The 25,211-nt window shown below is 33.5% G+C and carries 23 protein-coding genes; 16 read left to right on the forward strand and 7 right to left on the reverse strand.

Annotation, left to right across the window (positions count from 1 at the left end):
• From ABXZ36_RS10140 to ABXZ36_RS10175, 8 genes are all read left to right on the forward strand, one after another.
• Positions 1-1,185, forward strand: coding sequence for an O-antigen ligase family protein (locus tag ABXZ36_RS10140; protein WP_354615405.1), 1,185 nt, complete (start codon positions 1-3; stop codon positions 1,183-1,185).
• Positions 1,186-1,350: 165 nt separating this feature from the next.
• Positions 1,351-2,433, forward strand: coding sequence for a glycosyltransferase family 4 protein (locus tag ABXZ36_RS10145; RefSeq protein WP_354615406.1), 1,083 nt, complete (start codon positions 1,351-1,353; stop codon positions 2,431-2,433).
• Positions 2,434-2,555: 122 nt separating this feature from the next.
• Entirely contained in the window at positions 2,556-3,464 is a 909-nt protein-coding gene (locus tag ABXZ36_RS10150; RefSeq protein WP_354615407.1) for an ATP-grasp fold amidoligase family protein, read from the forward strand.
• Positions 3,465-3,520: 56 nt separating this feature from the next.
• Positions 3,521-4,642 carry a glycosyltransferase gene (locus tag ABXZ36_RS10155; protein ID WP_354615408.1) on the forward strand — a complete coding sequence of 374 codons (1,122 nt, stop codon included), beginning with the start codon at positions 3,521-3,523 and terminating at the stop codon, positions 4,640-4,642.
• Between the two features lie 75 nt (positions 4,643-4,717).
• Positions 4,718-5,857: a glycosyltransferase family 4 protein gene (locus ABXZ36_RS10160; protein WP_354615409.1), complete on the forward strand. Its 1,140-nt coding sequence runs from the start codon at positions 4,718-4,720 to the stop codon at positions 5,855-5,857.
• A 149-nt stretch (positions 5,858-6,006) separates the two neighbouring features.
• The gene (locus ABXZ36_RS10165) at positions 6,007-6,168 is read left to right on the forward strand and encodes a PglD-related sugar-binding protein (RefSeq protein WP_354615410.1); all 162 of its coding nucleotides are present in this window, start codon (positions 6,007-6,009) and stop codon (positions 6,166-6,168) included.
• Positions 6,092-6,394 (forward strand): LbetaH domain-containing protein, encoded by a 303-nt coding sequence (locus tag ABXZ36_RS10170; protein ID WP_354615411.1) that lies wholly within the window; start codon positions 6,092-6,094, stop codon positions 6,392-6,394. The genes ABXZ36_RS10165 and ABXZ36_RS10170 overlap by 77 nt, the downstream gene beginning before the upstream one ends.
• A gap of 35 nt (positions 6,395-6,429) precedes the next feature.
• On the forward strand, positions 6,430-6,630 hold the full coding sequence (locus tag ABXZ36_RS10175) for an LbetaH domain-containing protein (RefSeq protein WP_354615412.1): 201 nt from the start codon (positions 6,430-6,432) through the stop codon (positions 6,628-6,630).
• Between the two features lie 5 nt (positions 6,631-6,635).
• Here the strand turns inward: ABXZ36_RS10175 and ABXZ36_RS10180 are convergent, their stop codons facing one another.
• A complete protein-coding gene (locus ABXZ36_RS10180) occupies positions 6,636-7,511 on the reverse strand; it encodes a formyltransferase family protein (protein ID WP_354615413.1) in 876 nt (291 codons plus the stop codon).
• 122 nt (positions 7,512-7,633) lie between these two features.
• On the opposite strand from ABXZ36_RS10180, the gene ABXZ36_RS10185 reads away from it, so the two are divergent.
• From ABXZ36_RS10185 to ABXZ36_RS10220, 8 genes are all read left to right on the forward strand, one after another.
• Positions 7,634-8,713, forward strand: a complete 1,080-nt coding sequence (locus tag ABXZ36_RS10185; protein WP_354615414.1) for a hypothetical protein — start codon at positions 7,634-7,636, stop codon at positions 8,711-8,713.
• 37 nt (positions 8,714-8,750) lie between these two features.
• Positions 8,751-9,368, forward strand: a complete 618-nt coding sequence (locus ABXZ36_RS10190; protein ID WP_354615415.1) for a sugar transferase — start codon at positions 8,751-8,753, stop codon at positions 9,366-9,368.
• A gap of 363 nt (positions 9,369-9,731) precedes the next feature.
• Positions 9,732-10,331: a sugar transferase gene (locus tag ABXZ36_RS10195; protein WP_354615416.1), complete on the forward strand. Its 600-nt coding sequence runs from the start codon at positions 9,732-9,734 to the stop codon at positions 10,329-10,331.
• Positions 10,324-12,570 (forward strand): NeuD/PglB/VioB family sugar acetyltransferase, encoded by a 2,247-nt coding sequence (locus tag ABXZ36_RS10200; RefSeq protein WP_354615417.1) that lies wholly within the window; start codon positions 10,324-10,326, stop codon positions 12,568-12,570. The genes ABXZ36_RS10195 and ABXZ36_RS10200 overlap by 8 nt, the downstream gene beginning before the upstream one ends.
• A 27-nt stretch (positions 12,571-12,597) precedes the next feature.
• A complete protein-coding gene (locus ABXZ36_RS10205) occupies positions 12,598-13,692 on the forward strand; it encodes a GNAT family N-acetyltransferase (RefSeq protein ID WP_354615418.1) in 1,095 nt (364 codons plus the stop codon).
• 171 nt (positions 13,693-13,863) lie between these two features.
• On the forward strand, positions 13,864-14,931 hold the full coding sequence (locus tag ABXZ36_RS10210; RefSeq protein WP_354615419.1) for a hypothetical protein: 1,068 nt from the start codon (positions 13,864-13,866) through the stop codon (positions 14,929-14,931).
• Between the two features lie 17 nt (positions 14,932-14,948).
• The gene (locus tag ABXZ36_RS10215; RefSeq protein ID WP_354615420.1) at positions 14,949-16,682 is read left to right on the forward strand and encodes an HAD-IIIC family phosphatase; all 1,734 of its coding nucleotides are present in this window, start codon (positions 14,949-14,951) and stop codon (positions 16,680-16,682) included.
• Positions 16,679-16,918, forward strand: a complete 240-nt coding sequence (locus tag ABXZ36_RS10220; protein WP_354615421.1) for an acyl carrier protein — start codon at positions 16,679-16,681, stop codon at positions 16,916-16,918. The genes ABXZ36_RS10215 and ABXZ36_RS10220 overlap by 4 nt, the downstream gene beginning before the upstream one ends.
• Positions 16,919-17,131: 213 nt before the next feature.
• Here the strand turns inward: ABXZ36_RS10220 and ABXZ36_RS10225 are convergent, their stop codons facing one another.
• The 6 genes from ABXZ36_RS10225 to ABXZ36_RS10250 form a co-directional block, all read right to left on the reverse strand.
• Entirely contained in the window at positions 17,132-17,437 is a 306-nt protein-coding gene (locus tag ABXZ36_RS10225) for a hypothetical protein (protein ID WP_354615422.1), read from the reverse strand.
• A 480-nt stretch (positions 17,438-17,917) separates the two neighbouring features.
• A complete protein-coding gene (locus ABXZ36_RS10230) occupies positions 17,918-19,096 on the reverse strand; it encodes an OmpA family protein (protein ID WP_354615423.1) in 1,179 nt (392 codons plus the stop codon).
• Positions 19,097-19,275: 179 nt separating this feature from the next.
• Positions 19,276-20,343 carry a hypothetical protein gene (locus tag ABXZ36_RS10235; RefSeq protein WP_354615424.1) on the reverse strand — a complete coding sequence of 356 codons (1,068 nt, stop codon included), beginning with the start codon at positions 20,341-20,343 and terminating at the stop codon, positions 19,276-19,278.
• A gap of 108 nt (positions 20,344-20,451) precedes the next feature.
• Positions 20,452-20,811 carry a hypothetical protein gene (locus ABXZ36_RS10240; protein WP_354615425.1) on the reverse strand — a complete coding sequence of 120 codons (360 nt, stop codon included), beginning with the start codon at positions 20,809-20,811 and terminating at the stop codon, positions 20,452-20,454.
• 94 nt (positions 20,812-20,905) lie between these two features.
• Complete coding sequence (gene bshA / locus ABXZ36_RS10245) at positions 20,906-22,048, reverse strand: N-acetyl-alpha-D-glucosaminyl L-malate synthase BshA (protein WP_354615426.1); 1,143 nt, start codon at positions 22,046-22,048, stop codon at positions 20,906-20,908.
• 198 nt (positions 22,049-22,246) lie between these two features.
• Positions 22,247-25,186, reverse strand: a complete 2,940-nt coding sequence (locus ABXZ36_RS10250) for a serine hydrolase domain-containing protein (protein WP_354615427.1) — start codon at positions 25,184-25,186, stop codon at positions 22,247-22,249.
• Between the last annotated feature and the right edge of the window lie 25 nt (positions 25,187-25,211).

Here is a 25,211-nt window from a genome sequence, read left to right on the forward strand (position 1 = left end):
ATGAAAAAATTAATTTCCATTTTTTTCTTGTTACCATTCGTATTTAGCGCTCTTAATATCCAGGCCTTTGTTACAAAATTTGTGTCTGTATCGTTAGCACAAAATATGGCTTATTCAAATGTTCTTCTAATAATTGCTGGTACCATTTTATTATTAAAAGAAAGTAAACCATTTCCTTACACAATCAAATTATGGATTGGATTTTTTTTATTTTATTATTGTTTTGGTCTAATTGGAAATATACTACATTTTCCCGAAGCGCCATTGTTGAAAACTTTAATCCCGATAATATATTTCATTGGATTTTCATTTTTACTGGGTAAAAATGAATATTTCAAACTATTTTCTAAAGTTGCTACATTAACTCTTATTATTGCAAGTCTAATGCTTATTTATTTTCAGCGCATTAATTTCTCTATGGATTCAGGCGGAATATACGAGTATGAATTAAGTAGAGCGGGTGGGCTGTACGGAGATGCAAATAATGCAGCTTTAGTCTGTTTATTATCTTTTGTTTTTATAAAAAATGTATTCATTCCAATTAATCTATTCCAAAAAATAATCAAAATCCTATGTTTGGCAATTTCATTATATGCTTTAGTCCTTACTTTTTCTAATACCGGTTTTATTATATTATTAATTATCTTAGGATTATCATATCAGAGATTTTTTAAGCCTAAAAGAATACTGTTTTTAATTATTATAATTCCTTTAGCCGCTTTTTTTCTAATTCAAGGCGCTTTAAATAGTTCATTTTTAAATTCAATTCAAAAAAATAGGATCGAAAATGTGATTAATGTTTTAACTTTAAATACGGAACAAGTTTCATATTCTGGAAGGGAGGAATTATTAAAGAACATGATGAATTACGTAAATGAAAATCCCTTTATAGGAAATGGAGTTTATTTTTCTACGTCTATAAGCGGACATAATACTATTATTGGAGTTTGGGCTGATGCTGGAATATTTAGCTTTATGTTCTTTTTGTTTTTACTTTTTCAACATTTTATTCGAGCTTTACTCTCTAGAGTGGAATATAGATATTTCTCTTTGTCCATACTTGTAATATTAACAATTTATATGATTACTCTCCAAACTGTAATTAATCAACCCTATCTAATCGTTTTGTTTGCATTTATAGGCTATATGATAACAGAAGATAAAATCTATGAACCGTTACCTTAATATTTATTTTTAATGATAAGTATATTTAAAATTCGAAAACTATTTTCCTCGTATTTTACACTACAGATTATGAAAACGCATTATCGAATATCTGTTAAATATTAAAAAAATATTCCCTTTTAGTTATAGGTTAAATTATTTAACGATAAAATTTTAATTAAACATATGAAAATTGATTTTATAATTAATAAAATGAGCGGAGGTGGCGCCGAACGTGTTGTAAGTCTTGTTGCAAATTATTTAAACAATAAAGGATATGAAATAAGAATTATTACTTTTCAAGGATCCGATAAATATGAGCTTGATAAAGGAATAAAAAGAATTAAACTTCATAAACATCCATTTTTTCAATCTGTAGTTGTCAATGGTTTCTTTGGCCTATCTTACTTTTACAGAAAAAAAAGTAATAGACCAGATATTATAAGTTCTCATATTAATCTATTAGGTTATATGACAATTCCAATTGCGAAAATTTTCAATATTAAAATAATAGTCTCAGAACATATAAACCATTCTCAAAATAATTCATTTTCAAGGCGTTTCCTATGGAATTATTTATATTCTTACAGCGATGCTGTTACTATCCTTACTAATTATGATTTAGAATATTTTTCTAAAAAAAATAAAAATGTCCTAGTTATGCCGAACCCTTGTCCATTTAGCATTATTAAAGATGCGGATATATTGAGGGAACGTAATAAAGAAATTATAGCTGTCGGTAATCTTGATCGATATTTCCATAAAGGGTTTGATAACCTTATTACAATTGCTTCAAAAGTTTTAATAGATAACCCGAATTGGAAATTAAGAATTGTTGGAGGCGGTGATGACGGTTTAAAAATTCTAAAAAATAAATCTATAGAACTTGGGGTTGAAGACAAAATAATTTTTAACGGCTTTACTTCAGAGGTTAGAGAAATAATGTTAAATTCTGAGATTTTTATATTATCCTCACGGTTTGAAGGATTACCTATGGTATTAATGGAAGCAATGTCTCAAGGAATGTGCTGTATTTCTTATGATTGTATTTCCGGCCCATCTGATATTATAGATACTAATATTAATGGTAATTTAATAGAAAACCAAAATATTGATAAAATGATAATTGGTTTAAACGAATTGATACAAAATAATGCACTTAGACAAAAATTTAAAAAAAATGCTCCAAGATCATTAAATAAGTTTTCTATTGAAACAATCGGTAGTAAATGGGAAAAACTACTAAAAGAATTAGTGATAAAAAGTTAATACCTTAAAACTAAAGAACATGTTGGTTTTAAATTAAGATAATAACATACTGTTAAATCTTATTAAGTGGTTTTAATAAAATCGTATAATACATTCAATTCATTCTAATTTGTTTAAGTTTTATGAGAAAATTTTTAAAAAAAATATATTATAGTACGGAGATAGGAAAGTCAATTATCGACCCATTTCTAATATTAAGAAACAAAATAATTCCTCAGGAAATTTTACTAAAAATTCGATTTAAGAGAATGTTAGGTTATCCATTAAATTTGAAAGAACCAAAGACATTTAATGAAAAGATTCAATGGTTAAAATTACATGACAGAAGCTCTCTCCATATAAAATGCGCTGACAAATATGCTGTCAGAAAATATGTGAAGGAAAAAATCGGGGAAAAATATTTAATCCCTTTAATTTTAAAAACTACCAACGTTGAAGATATCTCACCCGAAAAAATCCCAGAATATCCAGTCATTATCAAAACAAATCATGATAGTGGTGGAGTCTCAATTATAAAAAACAAAAATCTGATAAATTGGAGTGAGCTAAGAATTAAGTTTCAAAAAAAACTCAATAATAGTTATGGCGAAGTAAAAGGAGAATGGCAATATAAAAATATAACTCCTTGTATAATAATTGAAAAACTTTTACTTAATAAGCAAGGACAAATCCCATCTGACTATAAACTTCATTGTTTTAATGGAAGGTTAGTTTTTACAGACATCCATTTCGAAAGATTCACAAATCATAAAAGAAATTTATATGATAAGGATTGGAATTTGATAAATTGCAGATGGGTTTATGACAATGGTCCAAATATTCCAAAACCCGCTGTTTACGAAGAAATGAAAACTATTGCAGAACAATTCGCTAAGGATTTTATATATGTTAGAGTAGACCTTTATGTCATTGAAAACAATATTTTCTTTGGTGAGCTTACCTTTCATGCTGGTTCAGGAAATGAAAAATTCATACCACAAATTTGGGACAGTAAATTTGGAAATATGCTACAGTTGCCTAATTTGGATTAAATAAAAGTTATGCAATTTAAAAATACAACTCTCCCCATCTCACAACTAATTATAAATTGAAAAGATCACAATCTCTGAAAAATAAAATAAATACTAAAAACTGGCTATTTGTACTGCCAACCGATAGTGTACAAGGTTCCGAACAAATTGTAATGAACCTAGCAAAATATCTTGTTAAAAATGGTAATAAAGCACAGGTCATTATTTTAACCAAGAAAAATAAAAAAGGTTGGATCCATTTAGAAAATGAAATGAAGATTATCTATTTTCCATTTGCAAATTACATATGGGGAATCCTTTATTTTATACCTTATCTGTTTTTTTTTCACAAACAAAAAACCGACTATACTTTCACTTCCCAAACGCTAATCAACGGTACCTTAGGGTTCTCTAAAAAAATTGGTTTCTTTAAAAATACCAAGATTATAGTAAGAGAATCAAATTCTATTTTTGACCTTTTTAAAGGTCCTAAACTAATGTTATATAGTTTATTTTATCGCATTGGATATTCAAAATCATCTTTAGTGATATGTCAAACGGAGTATATGAAAACCCAACTCGTTACTGCCCTTCCTAAATTATTTGAAGGAATTAAAGTACAGGTCATACCCAACCCCATTGATTTTCTGGAAATAGAAACCAAAGCTAAAGTAACTATCAAAGCTTTAAAGAATAAAAAATATTTGGTGGCAGCAGGCAGACTTGTTCCTGCCAAGGGTTTTGATATCCTAATAGAAGCCTTTAATAAGGTTTCATTAAAAATACCAGATTTAGAATTGATAATTTTGGGAGCCGGTAAGGATCAAAAAAAGTTAGAAGAAATCAGGGACTCCTTAGGGTTGGAAGACAAAATTACTTTTCCTGGCTATGTTCCTAATGTATATCCCTATTTCAAAGAAGCTGAAGCATGTATATTATCTTCCAGAATAGAAGGATTCCCGAACGTGCTGCTTCAAATGATGTCTCAAAATACAAAAGCGGTAGCTACATTAAGTGCGGGAGGCATAGAAGATATCCCTGGAATATTTAAATGTGCTCCTAATAATATCGAAGAACTCAGCCACGCAATTATCGATTGTTTGCAAAATAACACAGAGAAGAATAGATCTATTTTTGACGGTTATTTACAGGGAAGAACACAAGATTCTTTTTATAAAGCAATAATCAGCAATATTTAAATACAAAAGACATACTTTTTAAAATAGCTTGTGCTTTTAAAAAGCTACTACACTTAAAATTTGAAAAATATAAAAATGGAAAATAATAGAATCCTTATTTTATGCTCTTATGATAAATCCATCATTCATTTTAGAGGTGACTTTATTAAAAGCCTGATACAAAATGGATACAAAGTTTTTGGGGCAGCACCAGAGATGACCAAAGAAATCTCTGACCAATTGATTGAGCTTGGCGCAAGCCCACTTACCTTTAAACTACAACGAACACGCCTTAATCCATTCAAGGATTTACAATCTATTTTTGAGTTAAACAAAATGATTAAAAAGCATAACATAGATCTGGTTTTTCCCTACACCATTAAGCCAGTAATCTATGGTTCCATTGCCGCTAATTTTGCGAAAATTCCTGTAATTTCATTAATAACGGGTTTGGGATTCACGTTTAGTGCAGCTTCGGCAAAGGCTAAATTATTGCAAAAAGCAACCGAATTTTTATATAAAATATCTATCCGAAAAAATAAACTGATCATTTTTCAAAATAGTGATGATCACCAATTATTTTTGGAACGAAATATAATCCCAAAGTCGAAAAAAATTGCAGTCGTCAATGGTTCAGGAGTTAATCTGGGTACCTATCCCAACAGGATCAATAATAAGACTTCTGAAAGAATTATTTTTATTCTCGTAGCGCGCCTAATCAAAGAAAAAGGAGTAAGCCTTTATATGGAAGCTGCTGAGGATCTTAAGAAAAGATTTCCAAAGGCAGAATTTCACGTCATTGGAAAACCAGATAAGTCCCCATCTGCCATTAATTTGGATAAACTAAATGAGTTGCACCACAAGGAAATTATTGTATATCACGGACCACAGGACAATGTTCCAGAGTTGTTATACGCTTCTGATATTTTTGTCTTGCCCACATTTTATAGGGAGGGTATCCCTAGATCCATTCTTGAAGCGCTTTCTGTAGGTATGCCCATCATTACCACAAATTCTCCTGGCTGCAGGGAAACTGTTACAGAAGGTGAAAATGGCTTCTTAATAAAGCCGCAAAGTTTGGAGGACCTAAAGAGAGCTATGGGATATTTTTTAGAAAATCCAATAAAAATAAAAGAAATGGGCATCGCTAGTAGAGCCCTAGCAGAAAAAAAATTTAATGTTGACATCATAAATGACCATTTAATTGCATTAATAAAAGAAACTATGACAAAGTAAGGAAATACCGCCAATGCTTCTGAAATGGTTTAATTTCTGGTTTTAATTTAAATTTAATTAACCATAGTAATTTAATGAGGTGGTTATTACGTAAATTGCGGTTCGAGATAATGTATTATACCCCCCTAAAACTATTTCGATAAAACATTATGTATTTATTCGGCGCTGGCGGACATTGCAAAGCCATAATTGACATGATAGTGTCAGATTTGAAACTAAACATTTCAGGTATTTATGACGATAGTCAAAATAATAGAAAATATCTTGGGCTATCCCATAACCCAAATTCAAAAATTAAAGCATTCCTCTGATGATGATTTTCATATATGCATTGGAGACAATGCTGCAAGGGAAACTATTTCGAATAGCTTAAATGTAAATTATCCTATCCTCACCCACCCAACTAGCTTTGTTTCCACATTATCTACTATTGGTGAGGGCACATCTATAATGCCACTTGCATCCATTAAGGCGGCTTCTGAGATAGGCAAGCATTGCATCATTAATGCAGGGGCAATTATTGGCCATGATGTATAATAGGGGATTATTCCCATATTGCCCCTAATTCATCTGTGGCTGGATATGTAACTATAGGAAAAGGAGTGCATTTTGGAATTGGGGCTTCAGTGATACAAGGTATCAATATTGGCAAATGGGCCGTAATTGGAGCAGGAGCCGTGGTCATTAAAGATGTTCCGGATTACGGTGTGGTTGTTGGCAATCCGGGGAGTGTAATTAAATTTGCGGAAAAACATAAAACTTACACCCCCTAATACTTTTACCCTATTAAAACCTCATACCGGGTTATTTTAATTATTCCATCTTTTGTCTTCACCAGTAATTTAGTGTCATATTCCAACAATAGGCTTCCTGGTCCACTCATTTGATACTCCTTCAATAAGGGCGGGTGTATCATATTTTCAGCCTCATATATTCTATAATTCTTATTTGAAATTTCAGCACTGCATCCTTGAGACTTTATACCAAAGCTTTTAATGGCTCGAAGTATGGCCGATGTATTCTGCGATTTAAAATCTAGAAGTTGCATTTCAGGTGTCCTATTAAAATAGGTGGATGTTCCCTGTTGTTTTTCTCCCTGATACTTAAAATTAGACTGCTTTAATAATTCCCAACCAATTTTAAAAACAGTTCCTTCCAGTTTCATGGATAGATGGTACAACAAGCCTAAATCTAAATCTGGGGTAATCCCTACTCTCTTTTGATAGATAATGGCCCCAGTATCTATACCAGCATCTATAAAGTGCATAGTTGCGCCGTAAAACTCATACCCATCATAAAAGATACCGTTTATGGGAGTCTTTCCCTGTAAAAATGGGAGATAGGTAGGGTGAATATTGATCAATAATTGTTCTGGGGCAAACTTATGTACCGGCAGTATAAAAGGACACCCATTGGAAATCAGAATATCAAAATCCAAACTCAGGATCTCTTCCATGAATTTACCTTTGTCCTTAAAGTCAAAGGCCCTAAATGCTATATTTTTATCGGTTAGCATTTGAGCTAAATAACTGTTTTCAAGGGCATAAATAAGGATATCTTCCTTGTTTTCCGAACTGAGCAATTGATCTAGAACATGATATCTAGATCCTACAAATAAAATTTTTTCCCTTGTTACCAAAAATCTATCGTTCATCTGTTTATATTTTTTAAATATATCAAAATCTTAATTGACAAATCGTCATAAAAATTTTTAAATGATTTACTTTGCTTAACCTAAACAGTAAAACGCCCAATTTCAATTTTATTTAAAATTTCATGGACAATATCCCATTTTTAAACAAAAACAAAGGAATAGGTTCCTTTTTCCCATATATAGCAACAGATGCGCCTAAATTGAAAGTACATCAATCTAACTTCTCACCTCAAAATAAATTGTTGTTTTATACGGGAAGGCAGGCTATAAAATATGTGATTGAAGCCATAAAAAAAGAAAAAAAAATAACCACCATATGGCTCCCAGAATATTATTGCCAACATGTTACTGCTTGGATCAAAAATAATTATTCCAATGTTAAAATGTATGCCGTTAATCCTAAAAATGAACAGGAAACCATAAATCTACTGGATTTTGCAAGTGACGACGATATTGTCTTAATCAATAATTTTTGGGGCATTGATACTTGTAAAATAAATAGAGGGAACAAGAACAGTATCATCATTGAAGATCACTCCCATGGTTGGCTAAGTAAGTCTTGTAAAGAAAGTAGGGCCGATTATTGTATCGCATCCCTTAGAAAATCGGCACCAGTACCTTTAGGAGGAATAGCTTGGCGGCCAAATGGAAAAGAAATTGATTCTAGGGTTCCTATTACCAATGACACTTCCTTTCTAGACATTTGGAATGCTATTTTAAAAGGAATGAAGCTAAAAGCATCCTATGAGGAAAGCCCCGTAGCGGATGAAACTAAAAAACGGACCTTTTTGGAAATCATTAACAGAGAGGAACAAAAAATGCACAATAATCTAAATTTAGTGCCTTTAATGAAGCAGCATGAAGATATTATAGAAGAATACCTGCGTACCGATTATCTAAGGATAAAGCAAGGCCATTTAGAAAAAATACATACACTAATAAAGCCATCAAAGGAATTTGAGGTTGTAAAGGACATACAACCAAGCTTTGGTCTCATACTTTTTGTAGACACTGAAAGAAAAATGCAAAAGCTACGTTCCTATCTTATCACCCATCATATTTATCCCTCACTATTATGGCCTGAAAACAATGTTGGTTATGGTTTCTATTTAAACATCCATATCGACTTTAGATATAACGAAATCACTATGGCCTATATTTGTAGTATCCTTAATGGTATTGGCAAAAACGATTTAAATTAATTTTTTAGGGAATTCAATCCTACCTTTTAACACACCTATGATCTACCGAAAATATATAAAACCCAGTTTAGATTTCCTTTTTGCGCTACTTCTATTATCATTACTCTCTCCCTTTGCAATTGTGATAACTTGCATTCTATGGATTACCAATGACGGCAAACCATTCTTTTTTCAATTACGGCCAGGAAAGAATGAAAAAATATTTGGCATTCTAAAATTCAAAACCATGAACGATAAAAAAGATTCCCATGGCGAACTTTTGTCAGATCAAGAAAGAATAACGGGCTTTGGTCTGTTTCTCAGGAAAAGTTCCTTAGATGAAATACCACAATTAATAAATGTAATTAAAGGAGATATGAGTTTTGTGGGTCCGCGTCCCTTAAGGGTACATTACCTACCCTATTACACCGAAGCAGAAAGGAAAAGACATAGCGTACGACCAGGAATTACGGGGTTAGCCCAAGTATCTGGAAGAAATTTGTTAAATTGGGACGATCGACTTTTAAAAGATATTGAATACGTGAACAATATGTCCTTTTACTTGGATATACGCATTTTGTTCAAAACCTTTCTAAAGGTACTTACCTCTGAAGATGTGGCTGTGGATCAACGTGTTTTAATGGATAACTTTGACGATTACAGGAAAAAACAATAAACTAAAATTCATATGAACCTCTAAAACCCATTATCCATTTTTGTAAAGTAAAAAATTAGAGTTAATGGAAAATAGAGGCTACTAATTTGTGCCTGCTTTCTAATCTAAAATAATCCCCAATTTAATTTCCATTATGGTTCAAGATATGTTTCAAGACCTGAAACATCGCATAGAATCATAGTTTTAATATAATTAAAAGAACACCTATTGAAACAAAATGAATATCGAATATATACTCTCAATTGTTAGGTTTTGAAGTTTACAAAAAAAACCTTATTAATCTCATCCAAGATACGTGTATTATAACGAGATAAGTGATTCATTTAAGATCTATCGAAGTACATTTACCTTAATATAGAAAATATGTACAATCCTTTTTTAAAACGAATTATAGATTTCTGTTTGGCTTTAATTGGCCTAATTGTACTGTCCCCTATTTTTCTGATACTTATAATCACCCTTTCGTTTCATAATGGGATGAAACCATTTTTCTTGCAACCTAGACCAGGAAAGGACGGTGTTATTTTTAAATTAATAAAATTTAAGTCCATGAACGATAAAACAGATGCGCATGGCGAACCTTTACCCTATCATCTTAGAGTAACCAAAATTGGTAAATTCATAAGAAAATATTCTTTAGACGAAATACCACAATTGCTAAATGTCTTAAAAGGAGAAATGAGTTTGATTGGTCCCAGACCTCTACTTGTAAAGTACCTATCCCTTTATAACGATTTTCAAAATCAGCGTCACAATGTTAAACCCGGAATAACTGGCTGGGCACAAGTGAATGGCAGAAATAATATTTCTTGGGAAGAAAAATTTAAATTGGATGTATGGTATACCGAACATATATCATTTTTTCTAGACCTTAAAATAATTTTACTCACTTTTAAAAAAGTGATCTATAAGGACGGTGTAAATAGTAGTGAAAATGTAAACATGCAAGCCTTTAATGGATAAAACAATAAACACTTCAGTAATTGTAGGGGCGGGCACCCAAGGACAGGTATATGCCTCCTATATCATAGAAGCAGGAATTAACCTAATTGGTTTCATAGATGATGATGAATCTTTAAAAGACCAACTCGTCATGGGTTTACCTGTTTTAGGCAAATTTGAAGATTTGCTTTCAAAGGATTTCAAATCAAGAATTGCTAATGTGTATTGTCCCATTGGGGATAATCAAGTTAGGGTTAAATATCTTTCCCAATTAAAAAAAGAAGGATATAAAACGCCGAGTTTTATTCATCGAACCGTTTCCATAGCGCCAGACGTTATATTGGGCGAAGCCGTATATATGCTCGCTGGCAATATAGTTATGCCCCATACCAAAATTGGTAATTATTTAATGATCAATATGGGCAGTACCATTGCTCACCATGTCCATATTTCTGATGGTGTTTTTATGTCTTCTGGAGTTAATTTGGGAGCTCTAATAAATGTTGGAGAAAATGCCTATTTCGGAATGGGATCAACAATCATGACTGGGGTTAAAACTGTTGGAAAAGAAGCACTTATTGGCGCTGGTACCGTGATTATAAAAGATGTTCCGGAGAATGCAGTTATGGTGGGCAACCCAGGCAGAATTTTGAGATTTAAACAAAGTACTAAAGCGATTCAAAAACCATTTTATGACATTGCCTTTATTGGTTCTGGAATATCATCATCCTTTACAATTTTGCATTTTTTAGAGGGTTTAAAAGAAAAAAAACCGGCAAAACCAATTAAAATTGCACTGATAGAAAAAAACAAAGAATTCTTTACTGGTATTCCTTATGGCAACAGATCTGGTTCCTCCTCTTTATTAATTACCTCATTGGCCGACTTTCTTCCCGAACCAGAACTTGGGAAATTTATTCCTTGGTTGAATGAAAATAAAGTATGGCTTATAGATGAATTTAAAAAAGATGGTGGAATACTTACTGAAAAATGGATATCCCTTAATAGGGAAGCCATTGAAAAAGGAGCTTGGAAAGATCTCTTTATTCCTCGTTGGTTTTTTGGGAAGTATATCAACGACAAAGTATCCAGAGCATTGGAAGATGCACGAATTTCCGGAGCTATTACCTATGAATTGATTTCCATGCAGGTTGATAATGTTATAGCCACAGATGAGAATTATAAAATTATTGGAGAAAAAAACACCGTTTTAACCCGAAAGGTTGTGCTTGGCATTGGATCTCCACCACCTAGGAGGATATGGGAACCTAAACGAGAGATAACTGACGATGAATCAAAATTATTGTTAATTTCCAACCCTTATTACCCTTCTCTAGATGAAACCCTTGAAAAAATTTCAACTTTTTTAGATAAGAGAAAAGGATTAAAAACCAATGTTCTTTTAGTTGGAGCCAACGCCAGTGCCTTGGAAATGCTATATAAACAGAATGATTCTAATCATTTTAATGAAAAAATAAATAAATTTATATTTTTATCTACTCACGGTTTAACACCAAATTCGGAAATAGACCAAGAACTCGGAAAGAAATTTAAACCTTCTCATTTAATTGCCTTAAAAAAAGTGAAAGAATTAAAGGCAAAGCATATCGCTGAAGCATGTTTTTCTGATCTTGGTGTGGCGGAAAAATTAGGCCTTGATGCCGCAACCACAGTTAAACCAATATCAAAAGCCTTTGGTGAACTCCTAAGCCATTTGAACGAAGAGGAACTCCGAAACTTTGCTTGTGTTTATGGCAATGAAATTGGCAGAAGGCAGCGTTGTGCAGGGGTCCATTACACTAATACCATAATTGATCTAAAAAAATCAGGAAAGTTTGAACACATAGCAGGCGGATTTGAAGAAATTACAAATAGCAATGAATTTGAATATAGCTTCCAATATACCAATACCCTTACTCAAAATAAAGAAACGTACGAGGATGCCATTCATATCATTATCAATTGCATAGGCAGCACTAGCCTAACCTCAAACGATCTCCCCATTTTATATAAAAATTTAATTACATCTGGCTTATGTGAGCAAAATAAATCGATGAAAGGTTTCAAAGTAAATACGAAACTTGAGGCTAATGCAAAAGGTTTTTACATTATAGGACCATTACTAGCAGGAAATGTAATTGAAAAAAAACCTGTTTGGCATTTAGAACATTGTGGCAGAATAATATGGAGCTCCAAAATATTGGCCACATCCTTACTCCAAGAATTTGGATTGATGGACGAAAAAATCATTCAAAAATAACAGAATTTTCGGTTATAAATAAAAAAAATGAATTCTAAAAATACGTACCAATTACTTGTAGAAGATTTTTCAACAGAGGCCAAAATATGTTTTTACAAAGCTTGTTTACAGCAAAAATGGAATAACAATACCTATTACAGGTATGAATATTTAAATTATTATGAAAATGAAAATAACACCTTAAAATATTTTATCTTCAAAAAAGATAACGAGGCTATTATATTAATGCCATTTTTATTAAGAGTAATATCTGTATTAAATCAAACTACTAATTATTTCGACGTTACAACTCCTTACGGGTATGGAGGTCCACTTCTGATAGAGAATTTGCCAGAAGAAGAATATCAAGAGTTCTGGAAGCACGTCAAAAATTGGTACAAAAATAATGGTGTTGTTACAGAATTTGTTCGGTTTGGATTAATAGACAATCAACATTTTTACGATGGATACCTTTTACCTACCTTAAAAAATATAAAGGGTAGAATCTTAAAGGACCAAGAACAACAATGGGACGCTTTTTTACCAAAAGTGAGGAATAATTATAGGGCTGCATGTAATCACAACCTATCTTTTAAAATTTTCAATAAAGAAGCAATTACATCTATTGTTATCTCTTCTTTTTATGAGATTTACATGGATACAATGAAACGTAGAAGTGCAACCTCCTATTATTACTTTTCAAATTCCTACTTTCAAAATTTGATTTTGTCCAATCCCAATAATTTTTATATTGCTTTTACCTATTTTGAAAATAAGCCAATTTCAACCGAACTTATTATAGGATATAAAGATGATATTTATGCTTTCTTAGGGGGTACCTTGTCTGAATATTTTGAATGTAGGCCTAATGATTTTCTTAGGGTGGAAGTAATCAAATGGGCAAGTATTAACCAAAAGAAATCCTATATCTTAGGAGGTGGAAGAGTTGACGGAGATGGCCTATATAAAAATAAGAAAGCTTTATTTCCCAAAGATGACGATGTTGTATTTTATACGGGTAGAAAAGTTATAGATGAAGATGCATATGAGTATTTAAATCAATTGGCTTCAGAAAAATCCAGTGATGCTAATATTCAGGTCGATGAACATTTTTTTCCCAAATATAGAAAATTCTGTACCTAATAAGGATACTCTCTTCTCTGTTATCTATACTCATTGAAACACTTTATTAGTCATAGACCCCACTAAACGATTTTATTCATCGTTAACAATAAATATAGGCCTTTTTCTGATAAAAAAATTAACTTTGAAAACGTAGGTAAATTATTTTATCCATGCTTTACACAACCATTTATGCCAAACATTATTAGCCTTAACCGCTCACAATTAAAACAAGCAATAGTTGAAAACAAGTATTGGCAAAACGGCCATAGTCTATTAACCGTAAACACCGCGAATTGGCTGACCCAAAATCCTTATTTAGAGGATAGTGACATATGTGCCATAATAGGTCTAGAAAATAACCAGATAATAGCTTCTATAGAAATTATACCAGACCAATTTCTTTTGGAAACAGGAACCTATACTAAAAAATTCTGGCTTAAAAATTGGATGGTATCTAAAGATTTTTCTTCTGACAACGGCTCTAGCTCAAAAATTGGCTCACTACTTTTCTTCGAAGCTATAAATAAACTTGATGGTCAAATTCTAGTAGGAACCTATACTAAAATCACAGAAAAATTCTATAACAACAAACGTCTATTCCATGAGCTTTCTAATAGAACTATTTCTACCTTGTTCTTTAAATTGCCAACCAATCTTTTAATTAAAAGAAAAAAGCAGTTTAAATATTTAAATCCATTGGTCAATTTTATCAATCTAGGGATATACAACTTTTATCTTTTTACTACACAATTAGCTCACAGAAAATTAAATAAATCCTTTCAAATAATTCCAATTCCTGAAATAGATAAGGAGGCCCTTGATTTCATACAAGAAAGAAGTAAAAATGATTTTACTAAAAAAAATGAAAAATATATTAAGTGGAAATTAGACAACATACAGTTCAATTTTAAGAATGAATTAGATGGCCCTACTGAAAAAATAAAGAGTTTTAAAATAAAAAGGGATAATGTCCTAATTGGCCTGTTATCTTTCGCCATTGATAAATACGCTCTGGAAATAAAACTGTTCTTTGCCAAAGACGAAGAATCGCATAGGCTCTGTATAAGTGCCCTTATGCAACTTTTTTTTAAGGCTAACGCCTATTATATAAACACCACCAATAAAAACATTGTTAAGAGTATTGAACAAAACTATAAACCATTTTTCACCCATCAAAACGAAAAGAAAGTAGTAGCTTATAACAATATTAAAATCTCCAATAAAACTGTTATACTTAGAGATTTGGATGGCAGATAACCTTAAAATTTTAAAAAATGCACAAGGACATTTTGAATTATAACGAGCTTAAAAAACTTGTTAAAAATAAGATTCCTGAAGATGGAAAAAAAACATCCATCTGTATTATGGGGAACCATTCTATTCAGTTTTACACTAATTTTTTGACCGCTTATTTAAAAATAAATGATTTCAATCCCGATATATTGGAGGCCAATTATGATCAAATTGATGTCACCATCTTAGACAGTAGCTCAAAACTTTACTCCAAATCATATGACATTGTTATTATTTTTGAGTCTTCTTTAAAGCTACGCGATAATTTTTATGAGCTTAAAGATAACTCTGAAAGAAATTTATTTTGCGCCGATAAGGTAACCAATATTAAAAATAGAATTCACTCCTTACGGGAGAATGGACAGACATCCAAAATTTTATATTTTTCCTACGAGCTAATGGATGACCATATTTACGGTAATTTTTTTTCTAAAATAAACCATAGCTTTTACTATCAATTACTTCAACTCAATAGTGAACTTTTGAAATTAGCACAAACGGAATCTAATTTCTTTGTCATAGACATCAACAAATACCTTTTACAAAGTTTGGATTACAGGGATATGTCTATATACATAAACGCAGATGTTCATTATAACCTTCCAACCTTGTCCAATCTTGCAAAGCAAACAGCTTCGTTCATATCTGCCCTATATGGAAATTTTAAGAAATGTCTTATTTTAGACTTGGACAACACCCTTTGGGGAGGTATTATAGGGGATGACGGCATGGATCGAATACAGATAGGATCCTTAGGAATTGGAAAGGCTTTTACCAATTTGCAAAAATGGGCTAAAGAGCTTAAAAATAGAGGTATAATTCTAGCTGTTTGCTCTAAAAATAATGAGGAAATTGCCAAGGAACCTTTTGAAAAACATCCGGAAATGGTTCTTTCACTAAACGATATCTCCATATTCGTTGCTAACTGGGAAAACAAGGCAGATAATATAAGATATATCCAAAATGTTCTAGACATAGGTTTTGATTCCATGGTATTCTTAGATGACAACCCGGCAGAACGGGAAATAATAAGACAAAATCTACCAGAGGTAACTGTACCAGAGCTTCCATCTGATCCTGCCAATTACCTACCTTACTTATATAACTTAAATTTGTTTGACACTGCTTCCTTTTCTGAGAATGACAAGGACCGCACAAAACAGTATCAGCAGGAAGCGAAAAGGAAAAAGTTAAGTTTTAAAATTTCCAACATGGAAGATTATTTATCTTCTTTGGAAATGAAAGGCAGCTGTACCTCTTTTGATGTAAAAGATATTTCAAGAATCGCCCAACTAACCCAGAGATCTAACCAATTTAATCTAAGAACCAAAAGGTATACCGAGGATGATATTCGTAATTTTATAAATTCAAATCAACATCTGACCTATGCAATTAAATTAAAGGATAAATTTGGGGATTACGGACTCATATCCTTGGTTATATTGGAAAAGAAAAAAGATAAAAGTTATTTTATAGATACATGGATAATGAGTTGTCGTGTTCTAAAAAGAGGGGTTGAGGCATTTGTAATCAACAAAATCATTGATGATCTTGCGAAAGAAAAAACAACCTTATTAACAGGTGAATATATACCCTCAAAGAAAAATTCCCTTGTAGCTAACCTACTTGAAGAATTGGGGCTAGAGGAACAATCAACAAATATGTTCAGCGGAAAAATAAATACATTAAAAACATTAAAACATTATATTAAATGAATGAGCATCTAGAAAAGCTAACCTTAATTTTTAGGGACGTTTTGGAAAATAACACTATAGTTCTTAATGAAGATACCATCGCCCAAGACATAGATGAATGGGATTCGTTAAACCATATTTATTTAGTGGTCGAAATTGAAAGACAGTTAAACGTAAAATTTACGACCCAAGAAATATCGGAATGGAAAAATATAGGTGATATTTTAAAAGCAATAAAAAAGCATTCTAACTCATAAACTTCAACCAAAAGAATAAAAATATATACTGAACAAACATTTCTATTACCTGTTTTGTAAACTTAGTTCATTGTAGGCTTACCACCCACTTTTCGATAATGCTCTGAGATGAGATTAGCAATAATGGATCTGCCTTGGTCATTCCAGTGAAGATCGCACCTAAGGGTCGTAGGGATTGTTGAAGCAGCCAAGGCTTCTCCTATCCCAATATATTTAAATCCATTGTTCTTTAAAATAATCCATGAAAGATTTTGGGGTAGTATTTTCGTCTATCAATAGGTAAAACCTAGATTTATCATAACCGTACAAAGCTATCAAAGAGTTGAAGTTGTCTTTATAAGTATCATGTAACTTTTCAAGGTCAAACGTTGTTTTGTCAGTCACATTTTTATTGGAACTGAAGAAGGAGTTCAATTGTGTAATAAAAGCCCTTACATTAGAGATTATGCCTATACTATTGGAATATACGATCAATTCACTTCTTCTTAGGAAGGGATATATTTTTAATTGATACTCCATTCGGTCTTGATTTGAATAATAAAAGATCTTTTTAAATCATTCTCATATTTTAAACCCAAAACCACAAAATCAATATCTTGAAATTGATTTTTATATTGATGTGCCAAATGTAGTTGGTCTGCCATATCGTATCCAGAAAACCCGTATTCATAAACTTCAACATCCTTAAAATTGTTCTTGATCTTCTTTCCTATAGAGTTGTAATAATGTTGATGAAATCCCTCAATAAACGAATCCCCTAAAAATGCTATTTCTTTCTTTTCCTTGGTTGAATTAAAATTTCTATAGGAATTAAAGCAATCTATTCTGCGAAATGTTGCCTCCTATTTGCCTTTGTAGAGACCCTCTTACCCAGGTATCTATTTTTCAACATTGGTAATATCTATATACCGCTGTAGACTTTCAATTGCTAAATTGAACAACCGCACAAGAACTTCTAAAAACAACCACTATAAAGAATTCTTTGCTTAAAAATTAAATCTAATTAGCTAAAAAACGCATCACTACGAACTCAGATCTCCTATTCATTTTATGCTTAGTTTCAGAACAAGGCGTGTTATCATCGCATTCATTGACCAAATTAGTCTCTCCATACGCTTTAGGAACTAATCTGTCTTGGCTTAAGCCTTTTTCCAATAAGTAATCAATGGTAGACTTCACCCTTCTTTCGGAAAGGGCAAGGTTGTAACTTGCTGGACCTCTACTATCAGTATAAGAGGCTACCTCCAAGGTGATCGTTGGGGTGGCTTCCATTAATGTTGCCAATTGTGTTAAGGTCGACTTAGATTCACTATTTAGTGTACTGGAATTGAAAGCGAAGTATATCTTACCTAAATTTTTAATTTCATTTTCAATCTGTGCCCTTCTTTTATTTTCAGCCTCTATCCTATCCTTTTCAGCTGCGGCAAGTCTAGACGCTTCTTGCTCTTCCGCCATGCGTTTCGCCAATTCCTTTGCCCTGTCAGCTGCATCGGTAGAATCTTGAACGCGTTGCTGTTCCTTTTTCATGGCTTCTATTAAAGCCAAATGCTCTTCACCTTTTTTAGACAATTCTTTTTCAACCCCAAAACGGTAGACTACCCCAGCAGAGTGTTGAATTTGCCTAGTATCTCCCTCTTTTAAACCCCATTTACCCATGGTATTGAAATTAAGACCCCAGGTATCATTAAACCAGGTATTAAATCCAAAACCAGCGTTACCGGTAGTCCTGCCTATATCACCTATTGAACTATAACCTGCACCTGCTTGGAGGAATGGATCGAACCAACCTGTTTCACCAAATATCTTATTTAGATCATAACTCACCATCCCATCTATGGCATAGTAATCTCTTTCCGCCATATTTATTTGACCATCAATCAACTTTCCAACCTTATACTTATTGTAGGATCCTACAGCTTTTATGCCTAATCCATTGCTAAAATTTCTCGCAATACTAATTGAAGAAGGGTAAGGCACTGTATTCCAAGTATCTTTTATCTTAAGGAAAGTATCCCCAAACGGGGTAGCGGTATCTTCTACTATATTGATACCAAGCCCTGCGACCCAAGAGCTTTTGACAATACTGTCCTTAGCTGTAAGTTCCATACTTTCCTGAGCAGAAACTAGGGTTACTATAAGACATAGAGCGATACATAAATTAGGTTGTAAATTTTTCATTCCTGTTAAATTTGGGATCATTAAGGTGTGAAATTACTGCTTAATGAATGCAGCCCAAATAAAGTGCCATGAAGTGTAATAATACTCGATGTAGGGCAATCTAAGAATTTTCTTTCAATAAAAATTAAAACCTACAACTAGCTATTCAAACGGCTAAAGCTGATTTTAACAACCTATTATTAATCTAATAAATATTCAATTGCCTCTAAAATTGAAATACGAACTCCATCTTTATAAGGTACCACAAAGGAGGTGGGATAGCCTTTTTCGATAGCCATAATCTTATACCTATTTGCCTCTGCATACGTATTAAAGTCCCCGTGTACATATCTATACAATGGTCCGCTTGTTTCTATGGAAAGATTTTCCAAAGCCTTAAAGATATTATTATCCAATGCTACATTTCTTGTTAGGGCCATGACCTGTACTTTAAATCTTAACCCAGGTTTTGATTTATTTTCATTGGATGCATCAAATTCTTCTATTTGAAGGGCTTTCTCCCTTTCTGTAACTCTAGTTTCTATTTGTTCTAATGGCGTAGTGTCTATTATTTCCTCCTTTGAAAGAGTGTCCGTCACCTTTGCTACCTCTATTTTCAATGCTTCTTTAGGCGGTAAATTCCTTAATGGTGGTTTTCTTTGTATTCCAAATTTATAGCTAAATCCAATGGCATGTTGTAGGTGGGAAGATACTTGATACCCCTTTATTGGCCATTTCCCGGTAGTACTTAAATCCAGTGCCAATCTACTTGTAAACCAAGTTCTAACACCAATAGAAGCATTATAGGTGCCTCTGGGAAAATTGTCAGCACTGGTAATCCCACCACCTACGCCCACATAGGGGTTAAACCATCCATCCTTTTTGAGTAGTTTATTTAAATCGTAGCTTATTCGGCCATCAAGACCAAAGTATGAAGATTCCTCTGTATTGACGGTATCATTAATTATTTTACCTGCTTTATATGTATTTATACTGATAATAGCCTCAATTCCCAAACCATTATCAAAATATTGACCAATACTTAATCTAGAAGGATAAGACACACTATTCCAGGTTTCTTTTACCGAGAGAAAGTCACTTAGACCATTATTGGAATCGTCAACCACATTTATTCCCAAGCCCACAAGCCAATAACTATAGATAATATCGTCTTTTGATTTTGATGTGGCATTCTGTCCAAAAAGGTTTTGATTGGCAAAAAAGGCAATCAATAGTAACAGAAGAATGGGGAATTTTAGAAACTTCAAATCAAAATATATAAGGGTTTTACCACCATATAACGTTGATTTTAACACTTTAGTCTAAACTGTATTGTCCTTGGGCAGAGAGATGCACAAATGAGGAAAGGGAATAGGCTATTGTTTAATAAATGAAACTTGCTTTCCCGATATGGGCATTTTATACAAATAAAAAGGGGTGGTCGTACCGGTTTGAATGGAATCCTTCTGTGATTTTTCCATAACCTTAAATGTCATTTTATCGGCATCTTCTTTCACAAATGTTACCTTAGGTTCATAGTTGCCATGCTGTTCCCCAGCACACACCAAAATCAACATTTCCTTTGAAAAGTCGATAACAGGAACCGGTAAACCTGGCTTTCTGGTTTTGTTTACTTGTATAAAAAACTTTTGTAATGCTTTTTGATCTTTTAGTATGCTTATCTGTGAACTGTCTATGTTGGAGTAGTTATCGCTTAGTACCAGAGTAGGTTTCATACTTTGAATATTTTCCGTTTGATTTTGAATTCCCTTTTTCTGACTTTTACAGGACAGGCAAACCAAAAACAAACTAAAAAGAAATATTCTCATATTAATAGGAAGTATTAAACCGCGCTTTAAACGCTTTTTCATAGACCGCCTCATATAAGGGAAGTACATTGGCTATATCGAAGGTTTCGGCTACTCTAAGCGCATTTGCTTTAAACTTCTTCAACACAGCATCGTCTTTTAGGATACTCAGGGCATTTGATGCCATTTCATCCACATTACCAATATCGCTTAGAAAACCGGTAACACCATGTTGGTTTACTTCCGCTATCCCGCCAGCATTACTAGAAATAACTGGCACTTCATTGATCATAGCCTCCAAAGCGGCAAGACCAAAACTTTCTGATTGCGATGGCAATAAAAACAGATCGGAGAAGCAAAGGATTTTATCAATCTGGTTGCTGTTGCCCAAGAACACCACTCTGTCTGTAAGTCCTAATTTTTCTACTAATAATTCTGCCCCTTCCTTTTCTGGCCCTTCACCTACCATAATTAATTTGGCGGGTATTTCCTTTTGAATCTTATCAAAAATGTGAATGATATCGGGAATCCTCTTCACTTTTCTAAAATTACTGATATGGGTCACTATACGCTCATCATCCTTTGCCATTAAGGAACGCTGACAATCTGTGAACTTGGTGCTATATTTTTTCTTCTCGATAAAATTAGGGATGACCACAATTTCCTGTTTAATATCGAACAAGTCTAAGGTGTTTTTCTTTAAACTCTCCGAAACAGAGGTTACAATATCGGATTTATTGATACTGAATGTGACTGCTGGTTTATAGAAAGGGTGTTTCCCCACTAGCGTAATATCCGTGCCGTGTAGGGTTGTAATCATCGGCAGATAAATACCATCTTCCTCTAGCATCTTTTTAGCCATATACCCTGCATAGGCGTGTGGAATGGCGTAATGAACATGCAATAATTCTATCCCATATAATTTAACAGTATCTACCAATTTGCTGGAAAGTGCCAGTTCATAGGGTTGGTAATGAAACAAAGCATACTCTGGGACATGCACTTCATGGAAATGTATTCTATTGTTCAACAACTCCAATCGTACCGGTTGCTTATAGGTGATAAAATGAATTTCGTGCCCTCTATTGGCTAAGGCAATACCTAATTCTGTGGCTACTACACCACTACCTCCAAACGTCGGGTAACAAACAATTGCTATTTTCATTCTATAATCTTGGCTTTTAACGAAATTGATTCCTCCTAAAAAGGACTATATCCTTTTTATATTTTCGTAATAAGTCGGTTAAGTTTCCATAACATTTCAAGGAACGATCTGATTTACGCCCTATTTAACATTAAAAACATTGAACCAATTTTATAACGTACTGATTTCCCGTTAACGTATCTCTTACAAAACTACCATTTAATTTAATATGGCATCGTAAATTACCTTCTGGATCCTTGTTCTCAATCCTGATTTTATAAGTAGTGTGTTGGACGCTGAAGGATAGGTGCGGTTGGACAAGAAAACATAAACTAGGTCTTCATCTGGATCTGCCCATGCCAAGGTTCCAGTAAATCCACTATGACCAAAACTTTTTCGAGAAATCCCTTTAAAAGTTGCTCCTCCATTTTTTAGTTCTGGTTTATCAAAACCCACGCCTCTACGTACATTCTGATCACAAAAATAACAGGTGTTGAATTTTTTTACTGTTCTAGCCTCCACAAAACGTTCGCCCCCATAATAACCGCCTTGCAAATACATCTGCATTATTTTGGCAACATCGTTGGAATTGCTAAACAACCCTGCATGACCTCCTACCCCACCTTGCATTGCGGCACCCATATCATGCACATACCCTTGAACAATACCGTACCGGTAATAATCATCTTCTTCCGAAGGTACGGTGCTACTTTTGGGAAACTTATCCAAAGGGTTATAACTGGTATGATCTGCTCCTAAACGGCTATATATATAAGTATTGGAAATCTTATCCAAACCCATTTTATAATTGCCCTCTATAAACTTTTTGAACACATAGTAAGGCAGGTCACTGTAACGATACCTATTAGATTTTAAACTTTGCCTTCCAATCCTATTGTAGATGGAATCTTGATACATGTCTGATAGATACAAATTATCCGTTACCTTAGTGGTATAACCAGGAACAGAGGAAGACCTATAAAATTGGGAAGAGGGTTTTCTATTCTTATCTAATGTATCTAAATAAAAGGCAATCCATGCCGGTAACCTACCATAATGCGATAATGCTTTTAGCACCGTTACATCCTTGAGTTCCGTATCCGCATAATTGGGGTTCAATTCATCGAAAGTGTCTATCAAATCGACCTTACCGTCCTCTTCCATTTTCATTAAGATCGGTAACGTTGATAAAATCTTAGTAAGGGATGCCAGATCATATAGATTCTCCGTTGTAATTTGCTGATCCGAAGTATAAGTTGGTTTCCCAAACCCCTTATTATAAATTACTTTCCCCCTTCTAGCGACCAAAACCTGGGCTCCTGGAAACATGAGGGAATCTATTCCATTCTTGACCATCTTATCTACCAGGGCTAACTTGGTAGTACTCATCCCTACCCTTTCGGGTAAACTATAACCCAAACGTGAGATGTCCTTCAATACAATCCCAGAATGTACAGGTAGTTTTGGATGTGCAGAAACTGGAAGCACTCCTTTGGCTGGAATTGCCCCAAATAACAACTGAGCTCCCCTCTCCTGAGCCAAAGTGCTATTTTGATAGCCTACCATAATTGCATCAATATCATCAATAGATGGTACTTCCAGTAGGGAATAAGGTTTGGCAAAAGTGGCAAGAATAAGATTGGAGGTCCTTAGTGCCCCTATTTCTTGCAACCAAGATATTTCTTTTGAAGAGAATTTATAAGGCTTCCAAGGACTCTCATCACTTTTATGAAAACCAACAATAACTAAATTATACCCTTCCAAATTCTTTTTCAAGCTATTAATATCGTTACCACTAACCTCAGTAACCGTGGCATATTTTTTCAGCTCATTCAAAAAAACATCCCCATCGGCGTCCCCTAATTTGATATAGGCGATCTTTTTATTCTCTAACTTTTTTATAGGTAGTAGATCTACATCATTTTTGGCCACAGTCAACGCATTTTCAATGGCTTCCTCATATATCAAATCATTATCTAAACTATTTAAATCAAGATAAAGACTGTCCAATTTTATAGGTTGATAGGTGTTAAGCCCAACTTTATACTTTGCTTTGAGTATTTTTTTCACCGAAGTAGCCAAACGCCTTTCCGTGATTACCCCATATTCATAAGCCTGAATCAACTTTTTCTTTGCAGGTTCAACTTCCTTAGGCATCAATAAAACATCATTACCCGCTAAAAAGGCCGTGAGTTCTACATCCCCTGCCTCTTTGAAGTTGTTACGTCCTTTGATATCAGCAACGCCTTTCATATTAAGAGCATCAGTCAGAATTAATCCTTTAAAACCCAGTTCTTCTTTCAATAAATTGGTAATGATTCTCTTAGAAAGAGAAGAAGGATATTCCTTTCTTTTCTCTAAGCTAGGAATACTCAAATGTGCCACCATCACACTACTAAGGCCATTATTGATCAATTTCTTAAAAGGGTATAATTCTATACTGTCCAATCGTTCTGCTGTAAATTCAATAATTGGTAGCGCTTTATGTGAATCTGTGGCGGTATCTCCATGACCAGGGAAGTGCTTTCCACTTGCTAAGACTCCAGCACTTTCCATGCCTTTCATAAAGGCAATTCCCTTTAATGCAACGTTTTCCCTGTCTTCACCAAAGGACCTGTTTCCTATGATAGGGTTATTGGGATTAATATTGATATCTATATCGGGAGCAAAATTGATATGTACCCCCATTCTTTTCGCATGTAATCCTATTTGTCGGCCAACCTTAGCCACAACAGCCGTGTCTTTTATGGCTCCTAAGGTCATATTCCACGGAAAGGCATAGGTGGAGTCCAATCGCATTGCCAAGCCCCATTCGGCATCCATCCCAATTAATAACGGAATTTTTGACGCCACCTGATATTGATTCGTCAGTTTTGCCTGACGGACAGGGCCTCCTGTAGAAAAAATGACTCCTCCTATCTTATGTTCTTCAATTACTTTTTTTATTTGATCTGTCCCTGACTTGGCCTGGTCTGAAGCAACGCTCATCATGAAAAGCTGCCCCATTTTCTCATCTAAGGTCATAGATTCATATAAATCATTGACCCATTGGGCTTGATTTAGACTATCCTTGGAAACCAGAGGGTCTTGTTGACCCCAAACTGAATATCCAGCTAAAAGCATTATAAAGAGAATATGGAATACGAATTTGAACCTCATAAAATGATGTATTCTAAGGTACGAA

It is taken from the genome of Sediminicola arcticus, assembly GCF_040566695.1.
Taxonomy (GTDB): domain Bacteria; phylum Bacteroidota; class Bacteroidia; order Flavobacteriales; family Flavobacteriaceae; genus Sediminicola; species Sediminicola arcticus.